This is a genomic window from Amycolatopsis sp. CA-211722 (genome assembly GCF_056828465.1).
The window spans coordinates 2217792-2234039 of record NZ_CP184752.1; the positions used below are offsets into that span (position 1 = coordinate 2217792).

Here is a 16248-nt window from a genome sequence, read left to right on the forward strand (position 1 = left end):
TGCTCATCCACGTCAAGCCACTCCAGAAACAACTCGACCCCCCAGCCCGGAGGGCATGAGGGGTCGCCGCGCTGGTCCCGGCCGTTCGACCGAGTTCAGCGCGGCAGGCCAAGGAGCAGCCGAGCCGTGTTCATGGGTCCAGTTTAACGCCCAGGTCAAAGGCGTTCCGAGGGGACCGCCAGAGCGATGAACTGGGTCACCTGGGTCGCGGAGAAGTTGTTGTCGCTGACCAGGACCAGGCTGCGCTCGCCGTTCGGCAGGCGCGGGCCCCAGGTCATGCCCTCGACGTTGTCCACCGTGGACAGCTTGAAGTCCGCCAGGTCCGCGAGCAGGCGCTTCTTCACCGGCTTGACCTTCTTCGCGTCGGCCAGCGAGGGCGTTTTCAGGATGTTCGTGGCGCCCTTGGTGTCGATCTCGTAGATGCGGACCTTGTTCCCGACGCCGGTGACGAACGAACGCTCCATCACCAGGTAGCGCGTCGGATCGGCCTGGTCGACGGCCAGCAGCGACGAGATGCCCGTCGTCGCGAACGCGCCGGGAGGATTCGGCGACGCGAAGACCTTCTCCTGTGGGTACGCGTACTGCGCGAGGACCGGACCGAACCGCGACTGAAGGGTGATGCGGGAAAGGGCGCCCGAGGTGGTGCTCGCCTCCGGGCCGTCCTGCAGCAGCGGCCCCTCGGCCGAGCTGGCGACCAGCGAGCCGAAGCCCGCGAAGGTGAGGCCTTCGAGCGCGAGGTTCTGCCGCGGCCCGGCCGTCTCGGTCATCTTCTCGTTGGCGGGAATCGGCAGGTCACGGACGTACGCGCCGTCGCGCTTCGCCTCGCGGATCGACGGGTCGATCAGCGCCGCGGCCGACCGCTCGCCCTCCTGCGACCAGACGTACCGGCCGGTCCAGGGGTCGACACGCAGCTCTTCGGGGTCGATGGTCTGCATGTTCGGCGGCTGCGCGGGGTCGTTCTTCGCGAGCGGCGGGTACGGCGTGCCGTCGGGACGCAGGAGCGGCTTGGTGCCGGTAAAGGTGACCGGGCCGAGGCCGTTGGCGTCGAGGGAGAACTTCGCCGTGTAGAAGCGCGCCGGGTTGAGGGCGGACCGGTCGTCGCAGATCAGCGCGTACTCGCCGGTGCGAGGGTCGTAATCGATGCTGGACAGGCCGCCGACGACGGTGCCCTCGTAGGGCAGGGCGTTCGGGACGATCTGTTCCCCGATCAGGCGAAGCGGACGGTGACCTGCTTCGGCGGCCGGTGCGGCCATCAGGGTGAGGGGGACGGCCCCGATCAGGGCGAGTGTGAGAGCACGGCGTGACATGGCCTGTAGCACAGTCGATCAGGGTATCCGGCAGGTTGCCGGGACGTCACGCTTATCCTCGTGGAGTGTTCGTCATAGCGCTGGTCCCGATCGTGCTGGGTGTCCTCGTCGGCTGGGGTGGGTTCCTCGGCCTGCGCGAGAAGCTGCCGCGTGACCGCGGCGCCGGCGTGCGGACCGCCGCCACGATGCGCAGCGAGGACGCCTTCCGGCTCGGCAACAAGGTCGCCGGGGTCCCGACGCTGGCGGGCGGTCTGATCGCCGTGCTCGCGGGGATCGCCGCGCTGGTCATGCCGACGACGTTCGGCCTGCTGCTCGCCTCGTTCGTGGGCGTGATCGGGATGATCGCGCTGGTCGCGGCCGGGGGAGTGCTCGGCAACCGCGCCGCCGCGACGGTGCCGGAGCCCGAACCGGAGCGGCCCGCCGGCTGCAGTGGCTGCGCCTGCGGCACCTGCGGTGTCTTCAAGAAGGCCGACACCGCCACCGCCTAGTTGCGCTGGAGGTCTCCCGGATGGGTGGCCAGCAGCGCCAGCGGAATGCCTTGACGCCGCAGCACCTGGCCCCACAGGTCGTGGTGCGGCGAGGCGAGGACGTCGCTGGGCAGCGCCGGGACGATCACCCAGTCGTCTCGTTCGATCTCGTTCGCCAGCTGGCCGGAATCCCAGCCCGCGTACCCGGCGAACACCCGCACGCCGCGGACCTTCGGCACCAGGATCTCGGGATCGGTGTCGAGGTCGACCAGCGCGACCGGACCCCGGACGGCGATCACGCCGGGCACGCTCGACGCCGTCTCGCCGGTCCGCAGCGCGGCGAGGCACAACGCGGTCTTCTTCTCGACCGGACCACCGACGAACACCGACTGCGGCTCGGCGACGTGCCCGCCCCAGTTGGGGAGCACGTCGTACACCGGGACGTCACTCGGCCGGTTGAGCACGACGCCGAGCGTTCCCTCGTCCCGGTGATCGATGACGAACACGACGGTCCGCCTGAAGTTGGGATCGAACATCGTGGGGGCGGCGACCAGGAGCGTTCCCGGTTCGACCTCGGCGTCCGCTGGCACGTCCGCCATGATCCCACTTCGAGCGGGGACAAATCGTCCGGCTCTGGGAACAACAGCATCACGAGCACCGTTGGACACAACGGTCGGTGCGCTTTCCGTGTCCCCCGGGCTCACTGAAGAACCGCCTTTGTGGAATACCGTCCGGCTGGAGCCACACTGCGCATAGCCGCCGAGAGGCGACCTCAAAGCGCATCGGCCACCTTCAATATGCTGGTCCCGTGACGACCACCGCCACGGCGCCCACCAGGGCGTTCGTCCGCGACCGTGACTTCCGCCGACTGCTGTTCACGCGGTTCTCCGCGCACTGGGGCAACGGCATGTACCAGGCCGGGCTGGCCGGAGCCGTCCTCTTCAACCCCGAACGCGCCGCCGACGCGCTCGCCATGGCGGGCGGGTTCGCGGCGTTGCTGCTGCCGTATTCGCTCGTCGGCCCGTTCGCGGGTGCGCTGCTCGACCGCTGGGACCGCCGGAAGGTCCTGATCTTCGCGAGCCTGCTGCGGTCGGCCACCATCCTCGCGACGGCCGTCGCCGTGGGCACGGGAGCGGCCGGGATCGGGCTGTTCTCCCTGGCGCTGGCGTCCGAGGGCATCTCACGGTTCATCGGCTCGGGGCTGTCCGCGTCGCTTCCGCACGTCGTCGAAGAGAAGTCCGTGGTAGCCGCGAACGCCTTCGCCGCGACCTGGGGTTCGGTGCTCGCCGTGGTCGGTGGCGGCTGCGCGATCGGCCTCCGCGCGCTGACCGGCGCCGACGACGCCGGTTCCGCGTGGGTCACCGCCATCGCCGCGCTGGGCGGGATCGGCGCCGCCGTCCTGGCCTCGGGATTCGCGCGCGGGCTGCTCGGACCGTCGACGGTCGACGAACCGTCGAACCCGGCGCTCGCCGTCGCCCGTGGGCTGGCGGACGGCGCGAGGGCGGCGTGGCGGACGCCCAGCGTGACGGCCGGATTCGTCGCGCTGTTCGCCCATCGCGCGTCGTACGGCATCTCGCTGCTGGTGACCGTGCTGCTGATGCGCAACCACTTCGCCGCCGGAATGACAGGGCTGGGCCAGATGGCGGCTTTCGCCGGTGTCGGGATCCTCGTCGCCGGATTGCTGACCGCCCGGCTGATCAAGCGGTTCGGCAGGGTCCGCGTCGTGGTGGGGGCGCTGGTGCTGGCGGCGGTCGCGCAGTCCGCGCTCGGCCTGCCGATGGCGATCCCCACCGCGTTGCTCGCGGCGTTCCTGGTGTCCGGCGCCGGACAGGTGCTGAAACTGTCCGTCGATTCCTCGGTGCAGCTCGACGTCGCCGACGAAGCGAGGGGCCGGGTCTTCGCGCTTTACGACACGCTCTTCAACATCACCCAGGTCGTCGCGGTCTCGCTGGCCGCCACGGTGATCCCGGCCGACGGCCGCTCGCCGGGGCTGCTCATCACGGCGACAGTGCTCTACCTGGCGGGAGCGGCCGGCCATCTGCTCGCCGTGCGAAAACGCCAGATCCGGTGATATGACGCGAGCGTTGGCATTAGGGTGACGCTTACCGACACCGGGTGGCGTATGCCCGGGATCAAGCACTCGCGGGGGCTCAAGTGACGACGGCCGGCGACGACAGCGCACGCCTCGAAGCGCGCAATGCCGCCATGAAGGACCAGGTCGACACGCTGCTCGAACAGTTCGAGCGGCAGACGGCCCAGCTCCGGGACGCGCAGGAAGCCGCTTCGCAGACGTCGGCGACGGTGGTCTCGCAGGACGGCCTCGTCCGCGCCACCATCGACGCGACCGGCACCCTCGCCAAACTCGAAATCCAGCCGAACGCCTTCGAGCGCACCAACGCCGCGCAGCTGGCCAACACCGTGCTGACCCTGGTCCGCCAGGGATCGCTGCAGGTCAAGCAGCAGGTCGCCGAGCTGATGGCCCCGATCACCGAAGGGCTGCCGGACCTCTCGGACCTCATCGAAGGCGCGCCTTCACTGCAAGGGCTGATGCCGGCGATCCCGGACTTCCTCGCGGAAGAGGAGGAGGCCGCGCCCGCGAAGTCCGACGAAGACTTCGACGCCCCCCTGATGATCAAGGACGACACCCCGCCGCCGCCTCCGCCGCCGCCCGCGCCGCCGACACCGAAACCGGTTCCGAAGCGGGTGCGTCAGCAGGACGACGATGAGGAAGAGCCGCCCTCGAGCTGGCTGACCAGGGGAGTCTGATGCCGAACGGTGGGGGCGGCGCCGGGTTCACCGCGGACCCGGACGCGGTGAAGTCGGCCGCGGCCAAATTGGGGATCGCCGCGGACCAGCTGGACGAGGCGGGCAAGGAACTGGTGGCCGCGATGAACTCGCTCGGCCAGTGCTGGGGCAACGACGACGCGGGCAAGGAGTTCGCGAAGGACTACGAGCCCGGCGCGCAGGGCTCGTCCGAGGGATTCGCGAACGTCGTCGAGGCGCTGCGGGGCATGCAGCACAACGTCGAACGGTCGATGACCGCGTTCACGAACGCCGAGGAAGAGATCAAGTCGACGTTGGACAAGAAGGTCTAGCGCCGTGGGTATGGAGATGCCCGACGCGGTCAAGTGGCTCTTGCCGATCGTCGTCGGGGAAAGCTGGCCCGAAGGCGACGAGGACAAGCTCCGCGAACTGCGCGACGCCTGGCACAACGCTTCGAAGGCGATCCAGCCGATCGCCGACACCGCGACCAAGGGCGCCACCGAGGTCCTCGGCGGCTGGAGCGGCCAGGGTGCGGAGAAGTTCGCCGAGGCCTGGAAGAAGTTCGTCGAGGGTGACGAGGCGTACTTCAAGTCGCTCGCCGATTCCTCGAAGGCGCTCGGCGACTCGTGCAACGCGACCGCGCTGGACGTCGAGTACACGAAGTACATGATCATCATCTCGCTGGTGATCCTGGCCGCGCAGATCGTCGCGATGATCGCGGCCGCGGCGGTGACCTTCGGTGGTTCGACGGCCGGGATCGCGCCGGCGCAGATCGCCACCCGCATGACCGTCCAGATGATCTTCCGCCAGCTGATGCAGAAGCTCGCGCAGGAAGGCTTCAAGAAGGTCGCGAAGGAACTCCTGGAGAAACTTCTCAAGGAGGGCCTGAAGAAGATCGGTAAAGAGGTCCTGCAGAACACGGCGATGAACCTCGCCATGGACGCGGGCATCCAAGGTCTGCAGATGGCCAAGGGCGACCGCGAGAGCTGGGACTTCAGCAAGACCAAGGATTCCGCGATCAGCGGCGCCGTCGACGGTGTGGTCGGCGCGGGCAGCAGCAGTATCGGCAAGGGCGCCACCAAGGGGCTTTCCGACAGCGTCGGCGGCCAGATCGTCGACAGCGCGGCGCGCGGTGCCGTGCGCGGCGCGGCCGAAGGGGTCGCCAGCACGGTCGGGCAGGCGGCCGTCACCGGTGACCTGGACAAGCTTTCGGCCAAGGACGTGCTGATGGGCGCGTCCGGTGGAGCGGTCGGCGGCGGTGTCGACGGGGCGAAGAGCCAGATCGGCGACATCAAGGCCGCGAACACGCCCGGCGATTCGGGTCCTTCGACGCCGGATGTGGATACCGGGGACGCGGGGACGGGTTCGCGTACTCCGGGGTCGTCGGATTCGGGATCTTCTTCGGACAGTGGCTCCTCCTCGGACTCGGGTTCCTCCTCGGACTCGCGCTCTTCTTCGGACAGTGGCTCCTCCTCGGACTCGGGTTCTTCGTCAGACTCGGGCACTTCGTCGGACTCGCGCTCTTCCTCGGACTCGGGCACTTCGTCGGACTCGCGCTCCTCCTCGGACTCCGGTTCCTCTTCGCGGTCGGACTCTTCGCCGGATCCGGCACCACGGTCCACTTCGGACGGTCAGGCGGCTTCGAGCCGCGGTTCGGACGCCTCCGCCGATCCGCAGCCGCGTTCGGAGAGCGGCCCGCAGCGGACGGCGGAGAGCGACCGGGTCAGCCAGTCGTCCATGCAGGCTCCGGAACGTCCGGCCGACGCCCCGGCGAACACCGGGGACGGTCAGCGTGCGGCGCAGACCCACCAGAACGCTCCGGCGGCCGCCGCCGACAACGGATCCGGTCAGCAGCAGCAAGCCGCGTCGGGTAATCAGCAGCAGGCACCCGCCGCCCAGTCGCAGGCGCAGACACCTGCGGCGAGTTCCACGCCGACGCCCGCTTCGGGCGCGTCGCCGAGTCCTTCGCAATCCAGCGCGATGCCGCCCGCGGCCTCCGCGTCCACGGGCGGGTACGGCATGGCGTCGAACCCGGGTTCGAGCTCGGCCGCTCCGTCGGGTGGCTACGGCATGGGGCCCGGCGGCAACGGGCCCACCCCAGGCGGCGGTTTCCCGCCTCCCGGGCACGATCCGTCCCGGCCGGTCCGGCCGAACGACAGCGTCCAGGCCGCGGGTTTCGCGGGCAACGGCGGACCTCAGCAGCCGCGTTTCGACCAGCCGCCCGCCCCGATGCCCTTCCAGGGCCAGCAGCCGATGCAGCCGCCGCCTCCGGGTGGTTTCGCGCCGCCTCCGCCGCCTCCGCCCGGTGGTGGCGGCCCCATGCCACCGCGAGGACCGCAGGGACAGCCAGGTCCGATGGGTCCCCGTCCGCCGCAGCAACATCCCGGCCAGGGTGGATATCCGCAGCGTCCTCAGCAACCACCGCAGCCCCCCGGCCCGCAGGGTCCGCCGAGGCCCCCTCAGGGTTACCAAGGCAGGCCTGGGCCTGGTCCGGGCCCGAACGGCGGGGTTCCGCCGCGTCCGCAGACACCTCCGCCCGGTCCGCCTCCGGGCAACCGCGGCCCGGCGGGCTACCCGCCGCCTCCGCCGCGGCCCCAGCATCCGGGCAACGGTCCGTTCCCCGGCAACCGCGGCCCCGTGCCGCCGCCACCCGGTCACCAGCCCGGGCATCACCCCGGCCGTCCGGGGCATCCGGGACAGCAGCCCGGCAGGCCGATGCCGCCCGGCGCCGAGCCGCCACGTTTCGGGGGTCCGCAGCGTCCGCCGCAGGTCCCGGCACCGCGTCCTGGCCACGACCCGAACGCGGGGCCCCAGCAGCCGCAACGTCCGCAGCAGCAGCCGCCGGCGCGGCCGGTGGAGCACGCGCCGCAGCAGGCACCACAGGACCGCGGCGAGAACAACCTGCCCAAGGACACCGAGCTCCCGAAGGACGTCGACGCCCCGAAGGACGTCGAAGCTCCCAAGGACACCGACGCCCCCAAGGACACCGACACTCCGAACGACGTCGAGGCCCCCAAGGACACCGAGGCGCCCCAGGACGCCACGCCCGGCGACCGGACCACGGTCGACGAGCCGTACCTGACGGATCCGGACTTCCACACTGACGATCCCGCCGCCTACCGCGCGCTCGCCGAAACGCAGATCGACAAGCGCGGTTTCGACAAGGACACCGGGGAAGCGCGGAGCGAACAGGTCCGCCGTGAAGGTCTCGCCAAACGTGACGCCCACGAAGATCCGCGCGTCAAGGAGATGTCGGACCAGGGCGCCTACGCGGTGCACAGCTACACGCGCACCGACATGGCCGAGCGGATCACGCACGCCCAGCGTCACGGCGGCGCGGAGCTGGAAGCGCTCCGTCCGCACATCGAGGCGATCACCTCCGGCCTCAACGAGATGCCCGCTTACGAGGGGCTCGTCTCGCGGCGGGTCAACTTCGGGGGCAACGAGAGCGCGATCCGGGCCTTCCTCGAAGCGCACGCCAGGGGCCAGGTCATCGTCGATCCGCAGATGCTGAGCACGTCGCGGGTCACCGCCGAGCATCCGCGCAGCACCTTCCCCGGTGAAGTCGAGATGCGCATCCAGTCGAAGACCGGGCGCCACATCGAAGACCTCGCGTCCATAAAGGACGAACGCGAGGTACTGATGAAATCGGCGACGCAGTTGCGCGTCACCGACGTCAAGATGGGCCCGGGGCACCCCGATCACCCGGACTACAAGAAGCGTCTCGACGACGGATCGCCCAACGACCTGCCGAAGTGGATCGTCGAATGCGAAGAGGTCGTCGCCGGTGACGACGGCCACCTGAGCCCGGACGAGGTCCACCAGAAGGTCGCCGAGCGGCGCGACTACAACAACGCCGTGCAGGAGCGGTTGGCGCAGGAAGCCGCCGACCAGGAAGCCCAGCTGCGCCGCGATCACCCGGAGCTGTTCCAGAACAAGGGTCTCGCGGGGCTGGAAACCAAGGTGGCCGACGGCGAGGGCGGCTGGATCGACGTCACCGACGCCCCGGTCCGGGAGCTTCCCGCCCCGCCGAAGGAACACGCTCCCGACGGCGGCTGGTCCGAGCTGGCGAAGCCGCTCGAAGAGGGCGGGACGCCGGTCATCCACGCCGGTTCGACCGAGACGCCGCACCAGCAGGTCCGGCTGCTCATGGACGAGATCCCGGCGATCGGCGAGGCCAACACCCGCAACTACTACGCGCCCGAGTCGTGGAAGGACGGCTACCAGACGAACTCGGCCGAGGCGCTGGTCGCGTTCGAGGACCGGATGAACGGCGGCGACTCGGTCGCCGCGCCGTCGTCGAGTGGTTCACCGCTGCAGCACGTCGGCGACCGGCTCGGCGGACAGTGGTCCGACCGGAACGGCTTCGCCGACGTCGCCCGTGAGCTGGGCGAACGTCCGGTCGGCGCGCGGACCGCGGTGGCGTTCGAGCATCACGCCGCCGCCGATCCGAACGCGCCGGAAGGCTCGCCGCGGTCGAAGGACCGGGTCGAGACCCGGATCGTCGCCGCGGTGAACACGCCGCACGGCGTGGTCTTCGCCGACCCGATGACCGGGCGGCTCGCGACGCTGCCCGACGATCCGACGTCGATCAAGGCGATGCCGATGGGCGGCGGCGACGCACCGCACACGCCGGAAGCGCCGCACACGCAGGAAGCACCGCACACCGAAACGCCCAAGACCGAGCTCGACATCGCCGACCGGCTCAAGGGCCCGGAGGAAACCCCCGCGCGAATCGACGAGAGCTACCTCTCGGACGACGGATTCCGTGGCACGCCTGAGGATCACAAGAGCCTCCGGGACCGCTACGACAGCGCCGAACTCGCCGAGCAGGCTCGCGAGAAGGCACTCAAGCGGCTCGAAGCCAGCCCGCTGAAGGACCGCGTCTCGCCCGAGGCCGCCGAAGCGATCTACTCGTACTCGCGCGAACACGCGTACGCGATCAACGACGCGAACCGCCGGGGTGAAGCGCACCCCGACTTCGAGAACGCCCAACGCAGCACCCGGGCGATCGTCGGCGCGCTCAACGAACTGCCGGACTTCCACGGCGAGGCCATCCGCGGTATCGACACCAAGGGCGACATGCAGGCCGCCGCGATCATGGCGGCGCACTACGAGCCGGGGCAGACCGTCCCCGAGCCGACGATGACCAGCTCCACGATCAAGACGTCGCCGGACACGAAGTCGAAGTTCGGCCAGGACGTCGAGATCCACATCGTCTCGAAGACGGGCAAGGACGTCTCGTCGCTCGCCGAGAACCCCGGCGAGAACGAGGCCATCAACAAGCCGGCCACGCAGCTTTACGTGCACAGCAAGGAGTTCAAGACTCCGCCGCTGGTCGACCGGCCGAAGTGGGTCATCCACGCCGAAGAGGTCACTCCCGGCGACCCGCGTTACCTCGACCCCGAGACCGCCAAGCAGAAGATGGACGAGCGGCGGGCCCGGCACGCCGCGGAGGCGCCGGAACTCGCGCGTCTCGCCCAGGCGCAATCGATGGCGCGCCTCGGCGGCTTCGACGAGCCGCAGACCCCGCACTTCTCCACGGAGAACCCGGCGGAGCACACGGTCGCGGACGCCGACAAGGGGCCCGAGTACGGCGAACAGCCCGCTCAGGACCACTCCGATGACACGATCGAGCTGCCCACGCCCGAGCGGGATTACTCGTCGATGGCGGTCGCGACCAACCCGCCGAGCGAACCGGCGATCCACGCCGGTTCGGCGAGCCCCGAGCAGCAGGCCGCGTACCTCGCCGACCGGCACCCGCGGCTCGGCGAGGTCAACCCGCACTTCAACGACCCCGACGCGCTGGCGAACGGCTACCGCTCCAACTGCACCCGCACGCCGGGCGCGTACATGGACCGGCTGAACGGCATCGACTCGACCGCTGATCCGCTGCTCGTGCACGAGATGGACAGCCGCGGCACGCTGGAGCACGTCGAAGAGCGGTTCGGCGGGCAGTTCTCCGACCGCGCCGACTACGACACCGTCATCCGCGAGATGCGCGGCATGCCGACCGATCACCACGCGGTCGTGGCGGTGAAGTACCTCGACGAGAACGGCGTCGAGCGCGGGCACGTCGCGATGGTGGCGAACACGCGTGACGGCGTCGCGTTCATCGACCCTCAGTCGGGCGCGCTGATGAACCTGCCGCATCCGCCGCTGAGCATGAAGCTGATGCACGTCGGCGTCCCGGAGGGCCCGGCCGCGCAGCACACCGACGCGCACACCACGCGGACGGAGGCCTCGTCGGAGCGGCCCGTCGACCCGCGGATCGCGTTCGCCAGCGACGACACGCCCGACGTGCCGCCGTCACGGATCGGGCCGGACGGCCGTCCGATCGTGACGCCGCCGCACGACGCGGGCTACGGCATGGCCCACGACGAGCCACCCCGCGGCGACCGGGCCGACGGCGAGCGGTTCCTGACCGATCCCGAGGTCGCGGCCGCGGTGGACGGGCTGGACCCGGACAAGAAGCGGGCCGTCCACGAGGACGAGAACGGGGTCAAGCACGACGTCGGGCCGATGCGGGACTTCATCCGCGAACATCTGCCCGCGCATCCGGAACTCGTCCGGCTGATGGAGCACCCGGACAACGCGTATCTGCGGGCTTCGCTGCTCAACAACCCGATGACCATCGGCAGCCTGCTGCTGCACCCGGAAGCCATCCCGATCCTCGAAGACGCCCTGCGCGACGTCGAGGAACGCGGCTACCAGATGATCGACGACGTCCGTGCGGACGGTCCCGGCGACACTCCGCTGACGCAGGAGCAGCGGGACCTCGCGAACGCGGCGGCGGACATCGCCGCCGACGTGGAGCCCGGCGATCAGTACCACGCCGGCTTCGATCGCGCGGACAAGGGCGACGCCGCGAAGATCCAGGAGTTCCTGGACGCCGAGCGGGAGGCGTGGCCGCGGAACCAGGGCGACCTCAACCGGATCGCCGAACGGATCGCGGAGGAGAACAACGGCGACGCGTCGGGCAGGCCCGGTCCGAAGGACGACGACCGCGCCAAGGCGAAGATCGCGGGCTACGACGGCGACGCGTCGAAACTGACCGACCTGGTGGGCGTGAAGATCCAGTTCGACACGCTGGCCGACGTCTACAACGCGCTGAGCGCGGTGATGGACGATCCGGACCTCCGCATCGTCAGCTTCGACGACCGGTTCGCGAATCCGCAGGACAGCGGGTACCGCGATCTGCAGATGAACGTCCGGCTGCCGAACGGGCACGTCGCCGAACTGCGGCTGCACCTGAAGCACATCGACACCGTTTCGGCCTATGAGCACGCGTTGTACGAGGTCCGCCGGGACTTCCCGACGTACAACCGGACACTGGACGAGGACAACAAGAAGAGGTTATCCCCGGAACAGGCACTGCTCGAAGCGGCGCTGATGGACCGGGTCCGGGAGAAGTTCATGGCCGGACTCCGCAAGGGACTGCCTCCTGAGGAGAACACGTGATCCAGACGCCGTCCTTCTACACGTACTTCGGGAAGACCTACCGCGTCGAATCGACCCCCGACGGGGGCCTGACCGGTTTCCTCCTCAACCTGAGCACCGGCGAGTTCGACGAAAAACCGGAGCACGTGCGCGAGGTCCTGCGGGCGATGGCGAGTTCGGACATCAGCAAGGTGCCCGAAGAGAAGTTCGTCCAGGAGACCGAGCGCGCCCGTGCGTACGAACTCAAGGGCGGCGGGCCGATCTTCGCGCTCTACGAGACCATCGACGGCTTGTACGCGCAGGCGAAGCGGGAAAACCGCCGCGTGGAACCGCAGGAATCGGCGCTGATCAAGTCGCTGCGCGAACGCACCTTCAAGATGTGGGAGGACGAGCTGGCCCGCCGCGCCGCCGGGGAGCCGCCGACCTTCCGGGCGGAACCACGGTTCCCGAACCGGGCGCGATGATTCACGTGGAACAACTCACTCCGGAACAGCAACGCGGGCTGCTGGTCGAGATCGGCAAGCTCATCCGTTCGGGTGCCGCGGACGCGGCGCATCCGGCCGTCGCCGATTTCCGGCAGGCCGGGGACCACACCGAACTCGAGGGCCACAACTGCGCGCCGGCGCCTGAGCTGACCGAACTCTTCGGCAGGCTGCGCACCGGCATGTACGCGATCGGCCGGGGGACCTGGTTGCAGTCGCGGTTCACGCTCAAGCCCGACGGCACCTTCGACTTCGACTTCACCCTCGACGACGAACCGGCGTGGACCGAGCCACCCGCGACTTCGGCGTACCCGGACGAGCTGGCCGCGTTCCCCCGCGACGACGAGCACGTCCCCGACTGGTGGCGCCTGCGCGCGCAGCTGCCCTTGCGCGTCGAGTTCCGGCACGCCCGGATCGTCGACGCGTACACCGAGGGCGAGCCGCCCGTGGTGGACAGACCGGAGCTCGACGAGTCCGAAGCGCCGCTGATCGCGCAATATCTGGAGCGGGAGCCGGCGATCCTCTCCGGCAGCGGGCTCGGGAAGGACATCTTCGACCCCGGGGCCGACGACGACGTCCCCGAGAGCTACCACACCGACGGCACCTGGATCTGGCACGCGTCCGTGCCGCACTACCTGCGGAAATACGGGATCCCGCCGGAGCCGGACCTGGTCGCGCACATCCGCGGCCAGCGGTTCCAGCCGCCGTATGTCGAGCACCTCGTGCGGCGGACCGCGGAAGCGGATCTGCTCGGCAAGCCGCGGCCGAAGCCCGGCCGCTCCGACGTCAAGAAGACCGAGGGCGACATCGCCGCGGAGCTGGAGACAGCGCCGAATCCGGTGCTGACCGACGAAGAACTCCTGGTCGTGCTGGTCAGCAGGCTCGGCGAGCACGCCGTCTGGCCGGAGGCCTACCGCATCGGCGACCGCGCGGACGGCGCCTGGTGCCTCAACTTCACCGAGAAGGGCTGGGAGGTCGCGGCCTATGCGGACGGCGCCCCGGTGTCGCCGAAGTACTTCGACAAGCTCGAAGACGCGTCGCATCAGCTCCTCGGCGCGGTTCTCCTGCATCCGGCGAGGATGACCGCCGGACACGAGACGCCACTGGAGACGGCGAAGGAACTCGCCGACTGGCCGGTGCAGGCGGCGCCGGGTGAGCCTCCCCTCACCTTGCTCCGCAACAAGCGCGTGAGCCGGATGGTCGCCGGTACGGTCGTACTGCGGTTCGGCGAGGAGACCGGCAATCTGGTTCACCACGGAGGGGTACGGTTCGCCACGACGTCCCTGCCGCTGGAACGGGAGCGTGTCGGTGGGACCTACCGGCTGCGACGCCCGCTCCACGTGATCATCGGTGTCACCGTCCCCTGGGCGAACATGCCCGGCGGGGCGGTGGCCTACGTGCTCCCGAGGACCATCGCCGAGCACGTGTCCGACGGCAGCCTGGAGAGGATCGAGTAGGTGGAATCGGCGGAAGCGGTAGCCAAGGTCGAAGAGTGGCTGCGCGCGGTCCACGGTCCGGACGTGTCCGAACCGGGCGGCGCCGGCCTGCGCGTCGACCACGAGAAGGTCCAGCGCATCCCCGAGGGCTGGTCTGTCCCCTACAACACGATCGCCTTCCTCGACGAGGGTCATGCCGAGAAGGAGATCTTCCCGCCGCCGTCGGTGATCGTCCGCGAACCGGACGGCGAGCTGCGCCAGGCGCATCCGCAGCCCGGCGGGCTCAGCGTCCCGGTCGCGTTCCCCGGCCAGGAGGCCTGGCGCGAGGTCGTCGACCCGGAGTACGCGAAGGCCGGGCTCGGTGACCTCGGTGTCCCGCCGCCGGTCGTCGCGGGGTGGGTCAAGGTCAACGCGGAAGGCGTGCAGACCGGCGAGGAACGGGAGAACCCGGAGTACAAGGCCGGTCCGATCCGCCGCGGCTACCCGAAGCCGGAGAACAAGCTCGAAACGCTGCTGTCCTTCGCCAGTGTCGGCTGGCTGACCAGGGAACAGCTGCTCGTCGGGCTGCTGCGCTGCGAGGTCTACGTGCCGCTCGACCTGGCGTCGGGCAAGACGGAACGGTTCTACTTCAACGAGGAACGCGCCGAGCTGCGGGTGTTCAGCTCGACCAGGAACCTCCCGTCCCGTGAGCACGGGTACTGGAAGGTCGACATCGCCACCCTCGCGGGTTACGAGAGCCCGCCGAACCTGGTGATCAACGGCGGTCCCGCGACGTTCGAGGACGTCAGCGGCGCCGAGCTCGCCGAGACCGCGCTCCGGTTCCCGCGCCGGGGCCCCGGCGTCGACGTCAACGAGCGCTGCCCGGAAGCGGATCCGGAGCTGGAGACGCTCGCCGTCGACACCGCCGCGAAGATGGGCCTGTCCGAACCGGTGAAGCCGCCGCTGGCCGCCGCCGAACGAGCCCGCCGCCGCGGATTCGAGCTGAGCGCCGAGGAATGCCAGAAGACCGTCCTCGGGCAGTCGTGGCTGGCGCGGCTCCGGCAGCCGGAACCACCCCGCGGCCGTCCGAACGACCTGCGGGCCAACGGGCTGGCGCCGAGCTACGACAACGAAGGCCAGATCCAGCCGCGCCTGGACACCTTCGGCAAGTACTTCGAGCGAGACCGCTCCAGCTCGCGTTACGGCTGGCAACGCGTCACGGGCGCGTACGTCGGCTTCGCGCTCGGCGAGGCGCTCGGCGCGGCCGTCGACCGGATGCGGCTCGACGAGATCCACACCACCTACGGCCCGGACGGCGTCACCGATCTGCCGGTCGCGTTCGACCTGCCCGGCCGGATCGGGCCGCTCACCCAGCGGTTGCTGTTCTACACCGAAGCCGTGATCCGCAGCCCGCATCGCGAGCAGCCGGAGAACCGCGACGCCGAAAAGGCGCTCGGGACGGTCGCGCGCAACTCACTGATGCGCTGGCTGCACACCCAGGGCGCGCCGCTGGACAATGCCGACGGCTGGCTCGTGAAGGTGCCGGAACTCCGCGTCCGCCGCACCCCCGACGACGCCGAACTGAACGCCTACCACGCGCTGGCGACCATCTCGCCGACGGCGATGCCGATGAGCGGGCCGGACGCGCTGGTCGCGGCGCTGCCCGCGGCGATGACCGCGGCCGGGCCGGGCAGCGCGATGAGCGGCGGTGTCCGGCAGGCGGTGCGCGACCTGGTCGCGGTGACCCATCCGGGCGAGGTCGACGTCGAAGCGGCGACCTACCTGACCTGGCTGTTCGAACCCGCGCTCACCTCGGAGGCGTTCAGCTATCCGGTCTGGAACACCTCCCGGGAGATCTTCAGCGACCAGAACCCGCACCAGCGGGGGCCGGTCTGGGCGGATCTCAAGGCGATGGTCGCGGAATCGGTGCCGTTCTTCGGCAAGCACGGCCTGCCCGATCTGCGGGTCCCGGAGCTGATCGGCGACGGCAAGGGCACGCTTTCGGTGCTGGGCCGCGCGTTCGCGGCGCTGTCCGGTTTCGAGAACTATCCGGAGCAGGCGCTGCTGCGGGCGGTCAACCACTCCGGCCGCAGCGCGATCACCGGTGCCATCGCCGGCGCCCTGCTCGGCGCCCGCACCGGCATCCCGGGCCTGCCGCAGAAGTGGGTCGAGCAACTGGAACTGCGTTACCTGCTGGAGAACATCGCCACGGACGCGTTCTGGCACTTCGACCGCCATTCGGCGCTGCACGAGGTCGACGGCTGGTCCCAGCGCTATCCGCGCTGGTGAAGGATCCTGGGGATGGGGGCGGAGCTGAGATGCAGCCTGGAAAAGCGACCGAAGGCGTGAACCCGCCCCGGCCGAAGGCCTCGCT

The 16248-nt window shown here is 70.0% G+C and carries 10 protein-coding genes; 8 read left to right on the plus strand and 2 right to left on the minus strand.

What is annotated here, in order from left to right:
* Positions 1-155: 155 nt before the first annotated feature.
* Positions 156-1307 (minus strand): esterase-like activity of phytase family protein, encoded by a 1152-nt coding sequence (locus ACOCEP_RS10920; protein WP_482337132.1) that lies wholly within the window; start codon positions 1305-1307, stop codon positions 156-158.
* 65 nt (positions 1308-1372) lie between these two features.
* Between ACOCEP_RS10920 and ACOCEP_RS10925 the strand changes: the two genes are divergently transcribed.
* A complete protein-coding gene (locus ACOCEP_RS10925; RefSeq protein ID WP_482337133.1) occupies positions 1373-1795 on the plus strand; it encodes an SdpI family protein in 423 nt (140 codons plus the stop codon).
* On the opposite strand, the gene ACOCEP_RS10930 is transcribed toward ACOCEP_RS10925, so the two are convergent.
* Positions 1792-2373: a YqgE/AlgH family protein gene (locus ACOCEP_RS10930; RefSeq protein ID WP_007032276.1), complete on the minus strand. Its 582-nt coding sequence runs from the start codon at positions 2371-2373 to the stop codon at positions 1792-1794. The two genes, ACOCEP_RS10925 and ACOCEP_RS10930, sit on opposite strands and share 4 nt — an antisense overlap.
* Positions 2374-2582: 209 nt before the next feature.
* Here ACOCEP_RS10930 and ACOCEP_RS10935 point away from each other — a divergent pair, with 209 nt between their 5' ends.
* The 7 genes from ACOCEP_RS10935 to ACOCEP_RS10965 all read left to right on the plus strand — a co-directional run bounded on the left by ACOCEP_RS10935 (position 2583) and on the right by ACOCEP_RS10965 (position 16163).
* On the plus strand, positions 2583-3845 hold the full coding sequence (locus tag ACOCEP_RS10935) for an MFS transporter (RefSeq protein ID WP_482337134.1): 1263 nt from the start codon (positions 2583-2585) through the stop codon (positions 3843-3845).
* 83 nt (positions 3846-3928) lie between these two features.
* Entirely contained in the window at positions 3929-4540 is a 612-nt protein-coding gene (locus ACOCEP_RS10940) for a YbaB/EbfC family nucleoid-associated protein (protein WP_482337135.1), read from the plus strand.
* Positions 4540-4869 (plus strand): WXG100 family type VII secretion target, encoded by a 330-nt coding sequence (locus tag ACOCEP_RS10945; protein ID WP_482337136.1) that lies wholly within the window; start codon positions 4540-4542, stop codon positions 4867-4869. The genes ACOCEP_RS10940 and ACOCEP_RS10945 overlap by 1 nt, the downstream gene beginning before the upstream one ends.
* A 10-nt stretch (positions 4870-4879) precedes the next feature.
* Positions 4880-11998, plus strand: coding sequence for a WXG100-like domain-containing protein (locus ACOCEP_RS10950; protein ID WP_482339681.1), 7119 nt, complete (start codon positions 4880-4882; stop codon positions 11996-11998).
* Positions 11995-12441, plus strand: a complete 447-nt coding sequence (locus tag ACOCEP_RS10955; protein ID WP_482337137.1) for a hypothetical protein — start codon at positions 11995-11997, stop codon at positions 12439-12441. The genes ACOCEP_RS10950 and ACOCEP_RS10955 overlap by 4 nt, the downstream gene beginning before the upstream one ends.
* 5 nt (positions 12442-12446) lie before the next feature.
* Positions 12447-13916, plus strand: coding sequence for a TNT domain-containing protein (locus tag ACOCEP_RS10960; RefSeq protein WP_482337138.1), 1470 nt, complete (start codon positions 12447-12449; stop codon positions 13914-13916).
* A complete protein-coding gene (locus ACOCEP_RS10965) occupies positions 13917-16163 on the plus strand; it encodes an ADP-ribosylglycohydrolase family protein (protein WP_482337139.1) in 2247 nt (748 codons plus the stop codon).
* Positions 16164-16248: the final 85 nt, after the last annotated feature.